The organism is Paenibacillus sp. R-74696, assembly GCF_055814915.1.
Genome location: NZ_JBPULM010000029.1, coordinates 1 through 16,491, shown reverse-complemented (window position 1 = coordinate 16,491; position 16,491 = coordinate 1). Strand labels below are relative to the sequence as shown.

Here is a 16,491-nt window from a genome sequence, read left to right as displayed (position 1 = left end):
AATCTGCATCATTTATGATTGGGAATTGTGATAAAATACAACTATATTGCGGTTTTTGAAGCGTTTGCAGTTATTTGCGAGATAAGGAGGCTGGGCAGCCGTGCACAAAATGGAGGAGCAGTTTTCGTTCAATTATCGCATCTCATCCGATAGCAGCTTCTGGGAGGTGTTTCATGCCCATTCCCAAATGGAATTTTCCTATGTCCATGCCGGACATGGGGATCTCATTGTCGAAGGCAAGCGCTACCGGGTTGAGCCCAATACTTTAATGGTTTTTCATCCCTTTCAGCTTCACCGGGTACAGATGGATATATCGGCGGAGCAGCCGTTCATCCGCACCGTGCTCATGTTTGAGCCGTCGCCGCTCAAAAAATACTGGAGCGCCTTCCCGCTTCTGAAAGCCTTTTTCGAGGAACTGCTGCTCCAATCGAGCGGCGAGCCCTGGTACGATATTGCTGAGACATCGCCGCTTGCGCTGCTGTTGAAGCAATTTAAGGAAACAAGGGAGCAGCTCGCCGCTGATGAACCAGCGGAAGAGGAGGAAGACCATTTTCTGCTGCTGGAGCTGCTGCGGCAATTAAAAGCCATTCGCCAAAAGCCCGGCAGCCAGTCCGCCTTGCGAACAAGAAGGCCGAGCCACCGCGCAGAGGAAATGATGGAGTGGATCGAGCAGCACTATCAGGAGCCGTTTCGACTGGAGCAAATGGCCGAAGCGCTCCATCTGTCCCGCTATCATGTCGTCCATTTGTTCAAGCAGGCCACGGGCTCGACCATTATGGACTACACCAAAGCGACGCGCGTCCGTCATGCCTGCCTCTATTTAATCCAAACGACGCTGACTGTACCTGAAATCGCCACCCGTGTCGGCATGGGCAATCCCTCTTATTTCTGCAAGGTGTTTCGTCAGCAGATGGGACATACGCCGCATCAATATCGGCTGCATATCCAGCGAAGAAAATAAAGCTGACCTATCCTCATAGAAATATGCTAGCCTTTTTTACATTTCCATTTTTTATGCCGGCGAGGCCTCGCTTTAACCCCAATTTCGACCGCGGTTATGGAAGTGATTTTAATATAAGTAACAACACCCCTCACGTTAAGAATGGCGCAGCCGTCGGAAGCTCCCAAAAACACGCCGACATGGGAGGTACCGTCAAAATGAATGCGAATATTAGGTGTACCCAAACCAATGCGCATAAGAATATTCCGAATGCAGCTGTTGCTGTCCTCCCTTTTATTGCATCCGCTTTGGTTGCGGTGGCTTCGCTCGCCTTTGCTATTATTGTCATAGCTTTTATGATCGTTGTTTTTATTATCGTTATTTTTATTTCCGTTGTTTTTAATTCCGTAGCTTGTATTTCCGAAGCTTATAATGCTGGGGCTATTGCTTCTATAACTTTTGCTTCCATAGCTGCGACTGCCGAAACTCTTAATGCCACAGCTCCCACCGCTGCTTCCTCCTTTTCTCGACAAAAATACCATCTCCTTCGTCATAGAGTTGATATTATTGTATGAAAGTTAATAGATTATGGTGTGTGTCTTTATGCTATTCCATTTCCTTCTCCCACAATCAACTGCTTTATAGTAAAATAGAAGCATGCTCTACGATATGATAAAGAGGTGCCTGAATGTCCATTAGTTTCACTTCATCGATTATAAGCCGGCTCAAAAGAGAAATTGCTGCTTTAGAAGCCCAAAGCCTACTGGAAAAGAATAAATCCATAAAAGCGCAAGCGAAGCTGAAGCAGTTGCAAAAGGATAGCAAAAAAAGCAGCTTGCCGAGCGATTTAAGCAGCAAACTGACCCGTATTAATAAACTAAATGAGGAAATCGCTGAAAGCACCAAGACCCAAGCCGAAATCTCCAGGCAATTGGTTTACAAAAAGTCTGAGTTAAAAAAGCATTCCTCGTAGACCTCCACACCCGATTGGCAACTAACGAAAGCACACATGCTGCAAACGGAAAAAGGTTGGATTCTCCTTTAGTCGAGGAAATCCAACCTTATTTAATTTCCCCTTGAATCGCCGGGATACTCACGTTTGGCTCCCAGTCTGCTAGTGCTAGATCACGCCCTATTATTCCTTCCCATGTATCCCATAAAGTCTGCGGTAAGCAGTCGGCGTCATCCCTTCATGCTGCATAAACCGCTTATTGAAATAGCTGACGCTTGGATAGCCCGCCTCTTCGGCAATTTGCCCAATGTTGTCGTCTTTTCGCTCCAACAGCCATTGCTTAGCCGCCTGCAGACGACAGCGCGTAATAAAATCCATCGGCGTCATCCTCGTCGCCGCCCGAAACAGCTTGCAGAAATAATAAGGCGATACTTTGAGCCTCTCCGCCCATTCATCCAAAATAAAAGGCTTCACGGCCTCCTGCTGCATCAGCGGAAGCAGCTCCATAATACGGTCGGCGGACGTTTCCGCCTTGCCCCGATTCAGCGCTACTGCCTGCTCGACGAATATCGTAAGCAAAGCATAAGTAAGCATAGAGAGATGAGCCGGATGCAGCATGCGATAAGTCTCCGCTTCACTCAGCAGCTCCTCATGGGCCTTCTGCCAAATCGCAGGCTGGCGAAGCCTCCATAAGGGGCTTTTATGCAAGCCCTGCTCAATCAAATAATCACGAAGCCCGCTGCCGCCATAAAAGTGAACCCAGCGGATATCCCACGGCTCATCCTCGCTGCTGTAATAACACTGCTTTTGCAGCGGAAAATAAAGCACCGCCTCTCCCGCGCGCAGCTCATGGACGACACCGTCCAATTCGACAAATCCTCTGCCTGCGGCAACAAAATGGATATTAAAATTGTTCAAGGCGCCCGCTTCCCGATACACGCTATGCTCGGGCTGTTCACTGTAATTTCCAATCGATTCCGGAAAACAAAAGTAAGGCATATTTGGCAGGGTAAGCAAATGGCTTTGACGATGCAAATTCAACACCTCAATGACAATATTGTTTTAATAGGATGCAAAATATTATCATTTTAATTTTAATTCACATCCTCTATAATCGCAATATCATCATAAATCAACATACAAAGCGAGGTTGAATCATGAGCAAAAAGTTGAAATGGGGCATTGTAGGCTGCGCTGGAATTGCGAAACGCGCTGTTATCCCGGGACTGCACTTATCCGAATTAAATGAAGTGGCAGCCATCGCCAGCCGCGACGGAGAGAAGGCAAAGCAAACCGCCGAACAACTCCAAATTCCGAATGCATACGACAGCTACGAAGCCCTTTTGGCGGACAGCTCCATCGACGTCATTTATATACCGCTTCCTAACCATTTGCATAAGGAATGGGCGATCAAGGCTGCTGCTGCGGGCAAGCATATTTTATGCGAAAAACCGCTTGCCCTTACGGCTCGCGAAGCAGCAGAAATGGCTGAAGCCGCTGATCAAGCTGGCGTCCTGCTTTCCGAGGCTTTTATGTATCGCTACCATCCCCGTTATGAAACGATTAAAGACTTAATTGCAAACGGTGCTATCGGTGAAGTACGCGGCATTCGCAGTGCTTTTACGTTCAATAATGCAGGCGATACAGCAAACGTTCGCTATCGCAAAGCTTGGGGCGGCGGCTCCCTCTATGACGTAGGCTGCTACCCGATTAATGCAGCCCGCCTATTGCTCGGCAAGGAACCCGAAGCGGTAACGGTAAACGCCCAATTTTCACCCGAGCATGACGATGTCGATATGATGGCGTCCGGATTAGTCGAATTCGAGGGCAATGTATCGCTCACCTTCGATTGCGGCATGTGGTCCGCTTTCCGCAACCCGCTTGAGATATTAGGCAGCGATGGAATGATCGAGGTTCCTTCTGCTTTTATTACGCCTACACCAGAAAGCGGCACGATATTCGTCACGTCTGGCGGCGAGCGCAAGGAAGTTGAAGTCCCTTATGTCAATGCCTATACCGCGCAAGCCGACCATATGGCACGAGCCATTACAGAGGGCAAAGCTTTAACCTTCGGTGCTGCGGATGGCATTCGCAATATGAAAGTGATTGATGCTTGCCTGCTGTCTGCGCACGAGCGTCAAAGGGTTATTTTATAAACCAGTTAACGTCAAGCACATTAGCCTATTAAGGAGGCCTCGACAACAATGGAATATTTAAAGGTGCAAGGCTTGGACAAACCGGTATCCCGGTTAATGAAAGGCTCCGATTATTTTACCCATGAGCGCTACGATAAAGCTGCGGCAAATTTGGATGCGTTTTTCGCCATTGGCGGCAATTCTATCGATTCGGCTCATATTTACTGCGGCGGGCAAAGTGAAGAAGTCATCGGCCGTTATTTGAAGGAAAGAGGAAATCGCGAGCAGTGGGTTATTTTGACCAAAGGCGCGCACCATGATCAGAATGGACCACGCGTAAGCAGCGCAGCCATTCGCAGCGATTTAACCAAGAGCATCGAGCGTTTGCAAACCGACTACATTGATATGTATGCGCTGCACCGTGATGATCCAGCCGTTCCCGCTGGTGAGGTCATTGACATTTTGAACGAGCATATCGCCTCAGGCGCTGTCCGGACGATTGGCGTGTCCAACTGGGCATGGCAGCGTATTAAGGAAGCCAATGATTATGCAGCAGCCAAAGGCTTGGTCGGCTTTTCCTTCAACAGCCCCAACTTCAGCCTGGCAAAAGCAAACGAACCGTTCTGGGCTGGCTGCGTTTCCGCCGATGAGGAGACATCCGCGTGGCATGAAGCAACGCAAATGCCGTTATTTTCATGGTCGTCCCAAGCAAGAGGCTTCTTCACGGAACGCTTTACGCCCGAGGATCGGTCAAATGCAGATCTGGTCCGCGTCTTCTACAGCGACGGCAACTGGGAGCGACTTGAGCGTGCCAAGCAGCTTGCAGCCCGCAAAGGCGTCACAGCCATTCAAATCGCACTTGCTTACGTGCTGAATCAGCCGTTTCCAACCTGCGCCTTAATCGGCGCACAATCATTGGAGGAGCTGCGCTCCTGCGACGAGGGCTCGCTCGTTACATTGACAGCGGAAGAGCGGAATTGGCTGGATCTGAGCTCGGATCGTGGGTAAGATTATAGGACAATAATTTTAAAGAAGTACTAGAGTATAAATTCAAAATAGAGTCGGCCCTCTGTTCCTTTCTTGGCGGACTTAGGTTCCGCTATTCTGGCATTTGATCCGATTTTAGGCTATAAGCGGACAGGAAATCCGTTATTGCCCACTTCTTCCCGTCAAAATGGCGTTGAGCAGCGTACTAACGGCTCCTGAGTCCGCAGTCTCTTCCGTGACCCATGATTCGGTTAAAATAGCGACTGCTGTGTCCGCCAATTCTATCTTTGTACAGGGATTATGTTTGACGCGAACTTCGATCAGGATCTGCCTCACTTACGTTTGCATACACGCCTTAGGCACGTATGCAAACGCTACTGCAACAAACGAACCTGATTTAATCATTAAAATTAGACTTAAAAAAAGGGTTGCCCTCTCAGTCGTCCAAGATGACTTAGGGGCAGCCCCTTTCTATTTTTCAGCACACCCTCTTCATCATAAAAAAACAACAGCCACAGTTTGCGGCACCGCTGGTTGTTGATCATAAGAGCTGTCAATTATAATAGGTCGTATAAGCACGAAGCAGCCCGGCATTTATTGAGAAAGCAGGTTTCAGAGCATGGACGTACATGATCATATCGCGATATGGAATTACACCTATTGCCGGCTGCTGGATGTTCGCCGTGTTATTTTGAAACCGGATGAACCCACTCGTCCATATAGAGCACCTGCCAGCCTGTTTATTATGTGTATACGTGGAAGCGCACAGGTTCAGGTTGACGGGGAATGGCATCCTTTAAGCCGTTTTAAGATTTTGCATACGGGTAAAGGAGCCTCGCATGATTTTCAGGCTGGCGAGGACGGCTTTGAATATTATAGCGTCTATTATAAAGCGACAATTCCGGAGCCTGCGCCGCAGCACGTTATTGAGCTTGCTGAACGGCTGCGCCCTTTTCACACGCTATATGAATTTGCGCCTGCCCACCCCGTCGTTTTATTCCGCTGCTTGACGGACATGCACAAGGAATGGAACAAGGCGGAGGCACTTGGACAGCTGCGCGCCAAAAACCTGCTTTCCCAGTTCGTCCACGAACTATTAAATCAACTGAAGCTGCAGGGCACTCGTGCAGAAAAGCGTGATTTGGCGGCGCAAATCATTGCGATCATTCATAAGCAGTATGCCGAACCCATCACACTTGAATCCTTATCGGAAAGCCTGAATTACAGCGTTCCTCACTTATCCTCCTATTTTAAAAGCCGAACGGGCGTTAGCCCTATTGATTATTTAATCAAAGTCCGTATTGACAGGGCCGCGGCTCTGCTGCTTGAAACGGATGCCACGTTAAGCGAAATAGCGGCAGGTGTTGGCTACCGTGACCCTTATTATTTAGGCAGACTGTTCAAAAAATATAAAGGCGTCTCTCCCTCTCTATTCAGAGCGGAGCATTCCACTAAACAAAGCTTAGAAGATTGTCCTGCTACAATCATGAGATTCTCCATTGCCCCTCCAAAAACGCTCCGCTATACTGATGTAGCTGATAACGATTATCAACGTAGCGAAGAGGGAGAGTCTGACATGTTTAGTGAATCAAAACCGTCCATGGCGGCGGTATTATTACTCAGCTTTATGCTTCTTCTCAGCGCCTGCGGAACGCAAGCGTCAAGCAATAATGCTGGGACTGGTGCAGCAAGCTCTACCGAACCAAGCAATTCACCGCAAGCAACGGCAACTACCGCGCCTGAGCAAGAAGGAACTAAAACCGTATCAACTATTATGGGCGATGTTAAAGTTCCGCTGCATCCAAAACGCGTAGTGGCCGGAGAATATTTAGGCAGCCTGCTGGCACTCGGTGTGATTCCGGTTGGAACCTCCACCCACCATCTTTCCAATCCTTATTTAAGCGAAGCTTTAAAGGATGTAGAGGATTTAGGAGACGGAAACGGCAGTCTAGAGAAAATTGTTTCCATGGAGCCTGACCTGATCATTATGGATGACATGTATACTGAAATGAATGATCAGCTCAGCAAAATCGCACCAACTATTATTATTCCTTATGCTTCACTTAAATCGGTACATGAGGAAGTTTCCTATTTTGGCGAGCTGCTGGGCAAGGAGCAGGAAGCAACTGCATGGCTTGCCGACTACGATAAGCGCATAGCAACTGCAAAAGAAAAAGTACTTGAGGTCATTCCCGCAGACAGCACGTTTTCCGTCTTGGAATGGATTGGCAAAGACGTTTCGGCGGTTGGCGCCAACTATGGCAAAGGCGGGCAGCCCATTTACAATGTATTTAGCTTTAAGCCTCCTGCTGCAGTAGCTGCTGAGATAAGCGATCCGGGCTGGGCAACCCTTTCGAATGAGGTATTGCCTCAATATGCGGGGGATTATATTGTGCTCACGACCGATAGGCTGTCCATTGACGATCTCAAAGCAGACCCGATCTGGTCCACGCTCGACGCTGTCAAAAACGACCGGGTATTTATTTGGGGCAAAGAACGCTCCTGGTACTGGGACCCGATCGCCATCCTGACCCAAACGGAAGAGCTGGCTGACTGGCTTGTGAGTACGGAATGATAAATAATGGGGCTAATGAAATTGATTAATGAGTTCAATGATTAGCTCCATAAAAAATAAGCAGCGACGGGCGTAAGCGCCTATCACTGCTTGTTTTGACTTATTCCCATATTTCTGAGTTTAATAGCACAAATTTATGGAAGTTCATATACCATTTGCCGTCAGAAGCTTGGACCACATCCTGTAGGTAATGGCTTGGATATTCCTCCAGCGGATTATCTTTATCTATCAATGTTGAGAAAATATATACTTTAGCTTTATTAGCCTCATAAGATACTATCGCAGCTTGATTTAACTTATACTCGAAATTATAGCTAAATAGATTACGACTATAATACTCCTCTAACTGCTCCTTGCTTAGACTCTTCTCCTCCAGCCAGTAGTCAGGAGGTAGCAGCGCAATTAGAGCTACGGCATCTTTGTCATTCAATGCCTTTATGTAAGCTTCTACTAAGGCATAAATTTCAGTCTTATCGTCAAGCAGCACCTCCACTTCCCTTTCTGGAAGCAACTCGTAATCTAAAAACTCAATATTTGGCATAATTTTATGTATTGCCCATCCCATGTCATCTACACGTTTGATTTCAATATCCGCATGAAGCATTCGATCCAGCAGCTCGTCCCCGCTCTTAGGTATAAACACATCTACGTTTATGGTCACGAAACTTCCCCATGATTTCAACTCAAAACTTCTTAGCTCAGCAGCCTCAAAAACGGTATAATAATGCGTTTCAAGGATGGAGCGTATCATTCTTAGATCGGCTTTCTTTGGTTTTCCCCACGCACTTTCATATACCTCTGCGATATTCTTGTCTGGATAATAATCTGCATACAAATAATCAGTAGCATGAAATAAATGCCCCAGTACTAATGTATTTGCCCCAGATTCAATAATAGCAGGCGTCTCCCAATCATACCTGAACATTCTTCCGTTAACGTAAGTCGTACCACTATTTAAATCAATTTTGAAAAAGGCATCCTCTGATCTGGCCGTAATGATCTTCCTCGACTTATCATAGTTAAAAGTAAAGCCTAAAGCCTTCACGGCGCTGCGAAACTCAACATACACCCGTCCTCCACGAATAATGGGGGCGTTAACGGGCTTAATTTCTTTACCCTGTACATAAAATTTTATCGGCTTCTCGACTGGGACAGCTGCCGCCGATACTGATGATATAGACATCATAATTAATACTAAAGCTAGTAGCAGTAATAAGCTGCCTTTAGCTGCTTGCTTTCTGTCCATCTGTTTATCCCTCCGTATATCCGTATACTATTGTAATTATCGGCATGAAACAGTGTTTATTAGAGAGTTCAACAATAACCGCATAATAAAAGAAGCTGCCTCCAGCACAACGCCGAAAGCAGCTTCATTTTTTAAAATAAGGAATTTATGGTGCCAATACCGCGAGCACATCATCGATTTTGCTGCTGTCAGCAATTGGGCCGCTCTTCATCCACGTCTCGAAATTCACTTCATGGACGCTGGCATTCTTAACAGCAGGCAGGTTTTTCCACAGCGAGCTTTCGAGCAGTTCCTTCGCTTGTTCCTCCGCACCCGTATCTACCGTCAGAAAAATATGATCAGCATCCAATTGCGGAATCATCTCCATTGACAAGTTGACCACCTTCTCCTCCTTGTCAAGCACGAGCTCCTGCACCAGCTTGCTTGGCTTCAGCTTCAACTCGTTGTACACGACAGGTCCTGCATAACCCGGTCCTCCGTAAAGTCTAAGCGACTTGGCATGCACACGCAGTATCGCGACCGTCTCCTCACCAATGGAAGCTTTAAGGACAGCTGCGGCTTCCTCCGCTTTTTTATCATACGAAGCAATAACCTCTTCCGCCTTATCCTTCTTGCCAAGCAAGTCCCCTAGAGTCCGAATCGTGGAACGCCAGTCCGCGCGTGCATCCGTAAAAGCGTACATCGGAGCAACCTTGGATAAATGTCCATATTGCTTTTCCTCGTACACATTCGTCAAAATCAAATCCGGCTCCGCCTTCACAAAAGCCTCGACATCGCCTTCAATATCAATGTCCTCTACCGTAAGTCCCAAATAGTCTTGTCCGCTCCATGTGCCAATTCTTGATTTGCGAATCGGCGTAACGCCCAGTGCCGTTAATTCATCCTCTAAATAAATGCCGATAATTTTGCTCGGCTCAGCCGGAATCGTAATTTCATGCCCAAGCTCATCTGTAACAACGCGTTCTGCTGCCGTGCTCGTTTCCGTTGATATGGGCGCACTTTCCGTTACAGCCTCTGCGGAGCCGGAGCCAATTTCTGATGCCCCACATCCCGTAATCAAAATAATCAGCACCAGCATCATGCTGGGCAATAAGCCTGCCTTAAACATCTTTCCAACCACTCCCACGAATATAATGATAATCGTTATCACTATATTCCTTTTTCATTGGTTTCCCAAGGACAAATCGAACTTTTTCATAGGATTTTTGTGTCCTGAGGGTGAGTAGCAAACAATTGCAGCGCTTCTGCTATTTTTAGCTTATCCAACTCCATGCCGCTGCTCATCCACGTAAAATAGTCGGCCATATAGACTTGTCCATTTCGGACAGAAGCAAGCTTGGCCCACAGCTCTCCTGCCATAATACGCTCCGCTTCTTGCTCCATGCCAGGATCTATAACGATTAGCAAATGCTCGGCATCCAGCAAAGGCAGCTGAGAAGGCGTCAGTGCAGCCCACCATTTATCCCATGTCAGTTGCTGAACAAGCCTTGGCGGCTGCAAATTCAAATCGCGATAGAGTATAGGACCAACGAAGCCCTGCTTAGGGCCGCCATATAGGCGCATTTGCTGTGCATGAAATCGCAGCATCGCGACACTTGCGCGCCCTATCCTTCGGCTTAATTGCTCACGGGCATGCTCCAGCTGTTTATCGAAGCTTTCAAGCAGCAACACGGCTGTCTCGCGCCTTCCCAGTAGCCTTGCAATTTCCAGCAAATCGGTTCGCCGGTCTCTTCTCCAAGTAACAGGTACCGTTGGTGCAATACGACTCAGCTGCTGCTCCTGATCAGGATGAATATAGTCGCTGCACAAAATCAATTCCGGCTGCTGCTCCTCCAGCAGGCTCGCCTCACGTTCTCCGAACGCCGCCTCCGCGCTTCCTAAGTGAAGCGACCTCTCCAGGCGTCCGCTCAGCGGATGGGCCGAATCGATCATGACTGCGGATGGCATCACGCCCAGCGCCAGCATGCAGTCGATAAACGGCGGATAAAGACAGACGACCCGCTGGCGTGGCTGCTTCTGATAGACTGTCGGCGAAATGCCGAGCACATTTTTGAATACACGGCTAAAATAATAAGGCTCTCCAAAGCCGGTAAATTCGGCAATCTCGCTCATTTTGTCGCTGCCTTGAATGAGCGCTTTTTTCGCATGATTGAGCCGGACTCCGGTCCAATATTCCTGAGGCGTTTTGCCCAGCGCCTTCTTGAAGGCACGAGAATAATACGGGGCGCTCATGCCAGCCATTTCCGCCATTTTATCCCGCGATAACGGTTCATGAAAGTTTCGCTCCATGTATCTGGCAGTCAGCAGCAGCGATTCCCGTTGGCTCAGCTCCCGCTTCTCCTCCACATCCTTTAACATTCGATACAGCAGCTCCTGAAAATCAATGTGCAGACGGAATCGCTCCAGCTCGCCTTGATCAAGGCGATTCACATACAGCTCCTTCATGCGGTCAATAAGCTGCCCAGCAGCACGCTTGGACAATTCTGCATAATAACAAAAGGCAGCTGAATTGCCCTGCAGCAAATCATGCTGAAAAATAAGCTCATAAAAACCAATTGGTTCTTCATCAGCTGCATGAACAGCAATATCTATTCCCTGTATGCTGATGCAAAAGCTGCCCCGTCGTATCGTTCGTTTAGCTTCTCGGTCCCCGTAATCCAATACACCTTCACCGCTTGCAACGAGCAGAAGTCTCCCTCCAGCTCTATGACTCAGCTGAATATGCTCATCCCCTTCCAAGCGTTCGTAATGAATGTGCTTGATTCGTACATTTGCCGCAATGAGTTCCAGCGTCATTTCCCTGCCCTGTTCCATATGCTTCACCTTGTATGCGTATTTTAGATGATGGTGTCCTTTAACCACGGTTACCTTCTATTTTAGCAGAAAGGCCGCAGGGCGGCTGTGGCATTGACGTGGCTATAGCTGTGCCCCTACAAACGGAAGGACGCAAGCGGAAACGGCTGTCGCCGTCCTCTGGCGGCAAAGCTACTGTTTCGCGTAGAAATATAGAGAAAGGATGGGAAAATCATATCCTTTCCTATATTTCAAAAAAAAGTCCGGGAGGCAAGCTCCCGGACTTTCAGTCTTTTTTTCAAGCATAGGGCCCCTGACAGACACTTGCTTATTTTTGAGCATTCGCTACCTTCTCAATCATCTCATCAACCGCTTGCTCCGCTAAATAAGGACCGTAGTTCCATTTATCGCGGGTTACGTTGATAATCCGATTATTTTTGATCGCAGGGATCGATTGGTACAGCGGCTCTTGGAACAGCTTATTCATTTCCACTAATTCCTCGTCGGTCATTTGCGTGAAGAAATAGTCGGCTGGGCGATCGGCTAGCGATTCCATGGATAGTGCGGCTCCGCCATCCGCATATTGCTTGAACTGTTCCGGCATTTGGTAGCCGAAATCCTCATAAATCAATTTGCCGAGCGTGCCGCCTTCACCTCCAAGAAACAGCTCTCCTTGATAAAGAATAAAGGTGATAGCCGTTTCGCCCGGCGTCACTTTTACTTCAAGCTGGTCGCGGACGCTTTGCAGCTTCGCTTCAAATTTAGTAATCCACGCTTCCGCCTCTTGCTTGCGGTTCATAATATCGCCCATGTCCCGCAGCGTATTGATGACATCGGGATCGCCGCCCCATGAGACAGCAACGGTTGGCGCGATCTTTTCAAACTGGGTGTAGGCCGATGCATCATGATATTCTGGCAAAATAATCAAATCCGGCTCGAGCGCAGAAACAGCCTCGACATTGCCAAGCCCTTCACCAATGCTAGCAACGCCTGCCAGCTCCTCCGGATAATGATCAAGCACCGCCTGATCCACGCCAACCGGCTGCAAGCCCAAAGGCAGCAAATAACCGCCATAAGTGATAACAACCACTTTGCTAGGGTTCGATGGAATTTCCACCTCACGTCCGAGTGCATCCTTATACATTCTTGTCGTTGCTTCTGGTGACTCCGACGCTGCATCAGCCGTGGCGGTTGCATTTGGCTGAGCATTGCTCCCTTGAGCGCTCTGCTGCGGCTCTGCAGCTGTACCGCCACATGCAGCAAGCAGCAGCGACAAGCTAAATAATAACGTTACGGCAAAAGATGGCTTAAAACCCCACTTCATTTCATTCACTCTCCAAGCGTTATGTTGATAATGATTCTCGTTATTATCAATATAGCCTTGTCCAGCCTGCGGAGCAATGAACGATTCGGGCATCATTTTTGGACGAATTGAACCTATTGAGCCGAGATTAAGCTTTTTAAACTGTGTAGGAGTGACTCCTGTCAGCTTCTTGAACAGACGGCTGAAATAATAAATATCGGTATAGCCCACCTTTTCAGCAAGGCTGCGAATAGGCGTATCCGTCTCCGTAAGCAAATATTTGGCTCGATTAATCCGAGTTTGCAACAAATATTCCATGGGGCTGCAGCCGAATTTGCGCTTAAACACCCTTGCCAAATAATGCGTGCTGTAATGAAACTTCGCAGCCATCGTTTCCATCGTTACCGTTTTTTGAAAATACTCGTGAATGTACTCAGCGATTTGCTCTGGTAAATCTGGTACCGCTGCTTCGGCCTTCACCATTTGCAGTTGGCGAAACTGTTCAACCACGAATTGATAGAAAAGTCCCGTTACCTGCAGACGATCCAGCTCCTCGCTGCTTTCCCACAGCTGGGACATCTGCTCCAGCAGCGACAGCAGAGACAAAGCATGCATCACCTCAAAGGCATAGCGCCGCCCGAACACATCCTGCTGTTCTAAATTACCATTTCTTACTTGATTGCTTATCAAGCCCAGTGGTTTATACAAAACTAAATAATAGTCAAACGGCTCATCCCCGCACCATATGCTCAGGTTAGCTCCTTTTCCACTATGCAGCAAATAACCATTATCGCAAGGAGCTTCCAGCTCCTCCATTTCCAGCCTGGCACTGCCTTGATTGGCATATACAAAAGCGTTTGCAGGAAGACGATAGGCTAACCGCGCCTCTCCCGGCTTCATCGTAAGATGGCGAATATCCAGCACTTGAACAGGTCTTTGGTTCCATAATTGGATCGTATTCTGCCATTCCATAAAAACACCTCGAAACGAAAATGAATGCTGAACCTGCTTCCTTTATTATAAAGGATAACCTCCAAGCAGCAAGTACGTCAGTCCTATTGCTTTTCTTTTTGCCGATCGTTTTTTCAATAACTTAATATGGATTCGAAGCTTCATTTGATTTGAGAATTTAGCAGACTGCTCCATATTGAAACCATCGGTTTGTAAAGAAATGATAGATATAAAGCTGATAAATTTTACAACTAAACGTAAAGTAAATATTTATTTGATGCATGTACATTATTAAGTGAATTATCCCGATAAATATACTATATAGATCATTCACTTGGGAGAAAGAGAAAAACCAAAGGAGAGCATACGTATGTTTAAGCGGGTGGAGAATGAGCTGGAGCTAGCGATGTTTAATGGTGTTTGGACAACCGTCTGGAGGGAAAAAGGATTTGATCTTGAGTTTTCCGCTCAAGCACTGGAGCGACTTATGATTGTCACGGCGGAGGGCCATTATGTAGGCACGGCTGAGCTTAAGCCGTATAGTGCTGCAAGCGCGATCAACGAAGCCGGATTGTTTCAGGAGCACCCGGAGCTGAGGCGCGCACAGGGAGAAATTGCGGAAATTGACAAAATAGCCTTATTAAAGCCGTATCGAGGGCAGCAATACATATCTGAGCTGCTTTCCTCCCTTATCTATACGGCGGAGGAACGGCAGATCAAATATTTTGTTTCGTTGCTGGAGCCTGTATTTTTTAGGGCATTGCGGGTTACCTTCAAGGTACCGTTGGAGAAGCTTGGCGAGAAGGTATTTTATAAAGGCGATTATGTGGTTCCAATGGTAATTAATGTGGAGCAAATGTATTCAAATAAACAAAAATATGCTTGGCTTTCCTATTCGCAGCAGGCCGTTTTCACTGCACACGCTAGCAACGCAGGAGTCTAGAACTGAATCGGCCTAGCTGTATAAATTATAAAAAGGTGGATTTGAGGATGAAGAGAGTACTAACGGAGCTTGATAAGCGGAACCGATTGTTAATAAAAATACTTTGGGGCGTGCTCGCTCTAGGAATAGCCACAGATATTGTCATCGGTCTGGATAAAAATATGATTCTTTTCCTTGCCTCTGTTGGAGGTGGAATGAGTGCTGCAGCCACTTTTATGACCTATAGGGGTGTCCTTACAAACTACATTAAGTATATGGTTCCATGCATTTTAACGATAATTGTCTCCTTTCTTATCATTTCCGATCCAAACCCCATCGTAAGCACCTATTTTTTAGTTTATGTTAATCTGGCCATCATCACCTTGTACGCCGATTATCGGCCTATTATTTTCACAGGCATACTGGGAGCTGCACTGAGCACTTATTTATTTATGAACCCCGTGCTTCAGCCTAAGCTATTCCCAGGAGAATCACTCGTCTATTTGTATTTGTATTTAATGTTTGCAACAGGGGCGCTGGCTTTCTCGGCCAACTTCACCCAGCGGCTGCAGAAGCAGGTCACAGACAAGCAGCGCGAGGCAGAAGCCTCCAAGGATATGGCGGAGGAGCTGCTTACCAAGCTGAAATCCTCGATTCTTGTGCTTACCGAGTTCAGCAGCAGCCAACAAGCAACTGTCCGTTCAACAGGTGAAATCTCCAAAGAGGTGACGGTGACCTTCTCCGCCATGTCGGCTGCCATTGAGACACAGACGGGAACCATTATGAATATTAGCGATACGACCCAGATAATAGACACAGCTGTCAAGCGCTTGCTTAATGGAACGGAACTGCTGCAACAATATTCAGCGGACAATGCCGCGTTGACCGTGGAGAATCGGGATCAAATGGCTGCATTATCAGACGAGATTGAGCGCGTTAGAGCGATCATCATGCATACAGTCGAAATGATGAACCAGCTTAATGAGCAAAATGATCGTGTAAGCTCGATTGTCGGAACGATCAGCGAGATTGCAGAGCAAACGAATCTGCTGTCGCTTAATGCTGCTATTGAAGCAGCACGAGCAGGCGAGCATGGCAAAGGCTTTGCAGTCGTATCCGATGAGGTACGTAAGCTTGCCGATAACTCAAGAGCTGCAGCACACGAAATTACTACGATTTTAGCTGGCATTCGTTCGCAAATCAGCGCTGTTCACGTGCAGGTAACAAGTGGACAAGCAGCAGTGACAACCAGCAGGGATGTTTCACTTCAGTTACAGCAGCTTATTGATCGCATCAGCGAAAATATGGAGCTCGTGAGGCAGCACTCTGATACAGTAGGCAGTTCTGCAGGTGATCTGCATGAGCGTTATGCAAGCATGGCCGATGAGATGGTCAATATTGCTGCTACGACTGAACAGAACATGGCTTCCGTTGAAGAGGTTCATGCTAGCATGGAGACGCAGGATGTGAAGATACATACGATGGTGCAGGAGTACGGTCAGCTGGACCAGTTGTTGTCAGAGCTCAAGGCGATGGTAGCAAAGCAGTAGCCTCGGCCATTTGTGTAGGCAAAGCCGATGCTTCAGCTTCGGCTTCTGCCCACTCACTGTACCCAACCGAGCACTCTCCCTTCCTAAATCACATGAATAGAATAAGAAGTGGGAGCTAACCCTAAAAGGTTAGCTCC

General features: G+C 47.5%; 13 protein-coding genes. 8 read left to right on the top strand and 5 right to left on the bottom strand.

Translation table 11 applies throughout. From position 1 onward, the window contains the following. Positions 1-109 precede the first annotated feature (109 nt). The 3 genes from ACSR9A_RS11260 (at position 110) to ACSR9A_RS11250 (ending at position 1,913) form a co-directional block, all read left to right on the top strand. Complete coding sequence (locus ACSR9A_RS11260) at positions 110-961, top strand: AraC family transcriptional regulator (protein ID WP_473757406.1); 852 nt, start codon at positions 110-112, stop codon at positions 959-961. A 197-nt stretch (positions 962-1,158) separates the two neighbouring features. Beyond that, entirely contained in the window at positions 1,159-1,515 is a 357-nt protein-coding gene (locus ACSR9A_RS11255) for a hypothetical protein (protein WP_473757324.1), read from the top strand. Positions 1,516-1,628: 113 nt separating this feature from the next. Next, positions 1,629-1,913 (top strand): hypothetical protein, encoded by a 285-nt coding sequence (locus ACSR9A_RS11250; RefSeq protein ID WP_341280850.1) that lies wholly within the window; start codon positions 1,629-1,631, stop codon positions 1,911-1,913. Between the two features lie 162 nt (positions 1,914-2,075). Here the strand turns inward: ACSR9A_RS11250 and ACSR9A_RS11245 are convergent, their stop codons facing one another. Next, positions 2,076-2,927: a helix-turn-helix transcriptional regulator gene (locus ACSR9A_RS11245; protein ID WP_473757323.1), complete on the bottom strand. Its 852-nt coding sequence runs from the start codon at positions 2,925-2,927 to the stop codon at positions 2,076-2,078. A 122-nt stretch (positions 2,928-3,049) separates the two neighbouring features. Between ACSR9A_RS11245 and ACSR9A_RS11240 the strand changes: the two genes are divergently transcribed. The 3 genes from ACSR9A_RS11240 to ACSR9A_RS11230 all read left to right on the top strand — a co-directional run bounded on the left by ACSR9A_RS11240 (position 3,050) and on the right by ACSR9A_RS11230 (position 7,589). Then, positions 3,050-4,048: a Gfo/Idh/MocA family protein gene (locus ACSR9A_RS11240; protein WP_473757322.1), complete on the top strand. Its 999-nt coding sequence runs from the start codon at positions 3,050-3,052 to the stop codon at positions 4,046-4,048. A 48-nt stretch (positions 4,049-4,096) separates the two neighbouring features. Next, the gene (locus ACSR9A_RS11235; RefSeq protein ID WP_473757321.1) at positions 4,097-5,035 is read left to right on the top strand and encodes an aldo/keto reductase; all 939 of its coding nucleotides are present in this window, start codon (positions 4,097-4,099) and stop codon (positions 5,033-5,035) included. Positions 5,036-5,633: 598 nt separating this feature from the next. Continuing rightward, the gene (locus tag ACSR9A_RS11230) at positions 5,634-7,589 is read left to right on the top strand and encodes an AraC family transcriptional regulator (RefSeq protein ID WP_473757320.1); all 1,956 of its coding nucleotides are present in this window, start codon (positions 5,634-5,636) and stop codon (positions 7,587-7,589) included. A 100-nt stretch (positions 7,590-7,689) separates the two neighbouring features. On the opposite strand, the gene ACSR9A_RS11225 is transcribed toward ACSR9A_RS11230, so the two are convergent. The 4 genes from ACSR9A_RS11225 to ACSR9A_RS11210 all read right to left on the bottom strand — a co-directional run bounded on the left by ACSR9A_RS11225 (position 7,690) and on the right by ACSR9A_RS11210 (position 13,903). Then, positions 7,690-8,835, bottom strand: coding sequence for a stalk domain-containing protein (locus ACSR9A_RS11225; protein ID WP_473757319.1), 1,146 nt, complete (start codon positions 8,833-8,835; stop codon positions 7,690-7,692). A gap of 145 nt (positions 8,836-8,980) precedes the next feature. Continuing rightward, positions 8,981-9,943, bottom strand: coding sequence for an ABC transporter substrate-binding protein (locus tag ACSR9A_RS11220; RefSeq protein WP_473757318.1), 963 nt, complete (start codon positions 9,941-9,943; stop codon positions 8,981-8,983). Between the two features lie 86 nt (positions 9,944-10,029). Further along, entirely contained in the window at positions 10,030-11,649 is a 1,620-nt protein-coding gene (locus tag ACSR9A_RS11215; RefSeq protein WP_473757317.1) for a helix-turn-helix domain-containing protein, read from the bottom strand. Positions 11,650-11,956: 307 nt separating this feature from the next. Beyond that, entirely contained in the window at positions 11,957-13,903 is a 1,947-nt protein-coding gene (locus tag ACSR9A_RS11210; protein ID WP_473757316.1) for a helix-turn-helix domain-containing protein, read from the bottom strand. Positions 13,904-14,252: 349 nt separating this feature from the next. On the opposite strand from ACSR9A_RS11210, the gene ACSR9A_RS11205 reads away from it, so the two are divergent. Both ACSR9A_RS11205 and ACSR9A_RS11200 read left to right on the top strand, forming a co-directional pair. Beyond that, positions 14,253-14,825, top strand: a complete 573-nt coding sequence (locus ACSR9A_RS11205; protein WP_473757315.1) for a GNAT family N-acetyltransferase — start codon at positions 14,253-14,255, stop codon at positions 14,823-14,825. Positions 14,826-14,872: 47 nt separating this feature from the next. Further along, positions 14,873-16,354 carry a methyl-accepting chemotaxis protein gene (locus ACSR9A_RS11200; protein ID WP_473757314.1) on the top strand — a complete coding sequence of 494 codons (1,482 nt, stop codon included), beginning with the start codon at positions 14,873-14,875 and terminating at the stop codon, positions 16,352-16,354. Positions 16,355-16,491: the final 137 nt, after the last annotated feature.

Excerpts from the sequence above, each read along its gene's own strand:
- ACSR9A_RS11255 (WP_473757324.1), top strand. The coding sequence starts at position 1,159 with ATGAATGCGAATATTAGGTGTACCCAAACCAATGCGCATAAGAATATT.
- ACSR9A_RS11200 (WP_473757314.1), top strand. The coding sequence starts at position 14,873 with ATGAAGAGAGTACTAACGGAGCTTGATAAGCGGAACCGATTGTTAATA.
- ACSR9A_RS11205 (WP_473757315.1), top strand. The coding sequence starts at position 14,253 with ATGTTTAAGCGGGTGGAGAATGAGCTGGAGCTAGCGATGTTTAATGGT.
- ACSR9A_RS11250 (WP_341280850.1), top strand. The coding sequence starts at position 1,629 with ATGTCCATTAGTTTCACTTCATCGATTATAAGCCGGCTCAAAAGAGAA.
- ACSR9A_RS11215 (WP_473757317.1), bottom strand. The coding sequence starts at position 11,649 with ATGGAACAGGGCAGGGAAATGACGCTGGAACTCATTGCGGCAAATGTA.
- ACSR9A_RS11235 (WP_473757321.1), top strand. The coding sequence starts at position 4,097 with ATGGAATATTTAAAGGTGCAAGGCTTGGACAAACCGGTATCCCGGTTA.
- ACSR9A_RS11225 (WP_473757319.1), bottom strand. The coding sequence starts at position 8,835 with ATGGACAGAAAGCAAGCAGCTAAAGGCAGCTTATTACTGCTACTAGCT.
- ACSR9A_RS11210 (WP_473757316.1), bottom strand. The coding sequence starts at position 13,903 with ATGGAATGGCAGAATACGATCCAATTATGGAACCAAAGACCTGTTCAA.
- ACSR9A_RS11240 (WP_473757322.1), top strand. The coding sequence starts at position 3,050 with ATGAGCAAAAAGTTGAAATGGGGCATTGTAGGCTGCGCTGGAATTGCG.
- ACSR9A_RS11260 (WP_473757406.1), top strand. The coding sequence starts at position 110 with ATGGAGGAGCAGTTTTCGTTCAATTATCGCATCTCATCCGATAGCAGC.
- ACSR9A_RS11230 (WP_473757320.1), top strand. The coding sequence starts at position 5,634 with ATGGACGTACATGATCATATCGCGATATGGAATTACACCTATTGCCGG.
- ACSR9A_RS11220 (WP_473757318.1), bottom strand. The coding sequence starts at position 9,943 with ATGTTTAAGGCAGGCTTATTGCCCAGCATGATGCTGGTGCTGATTATT.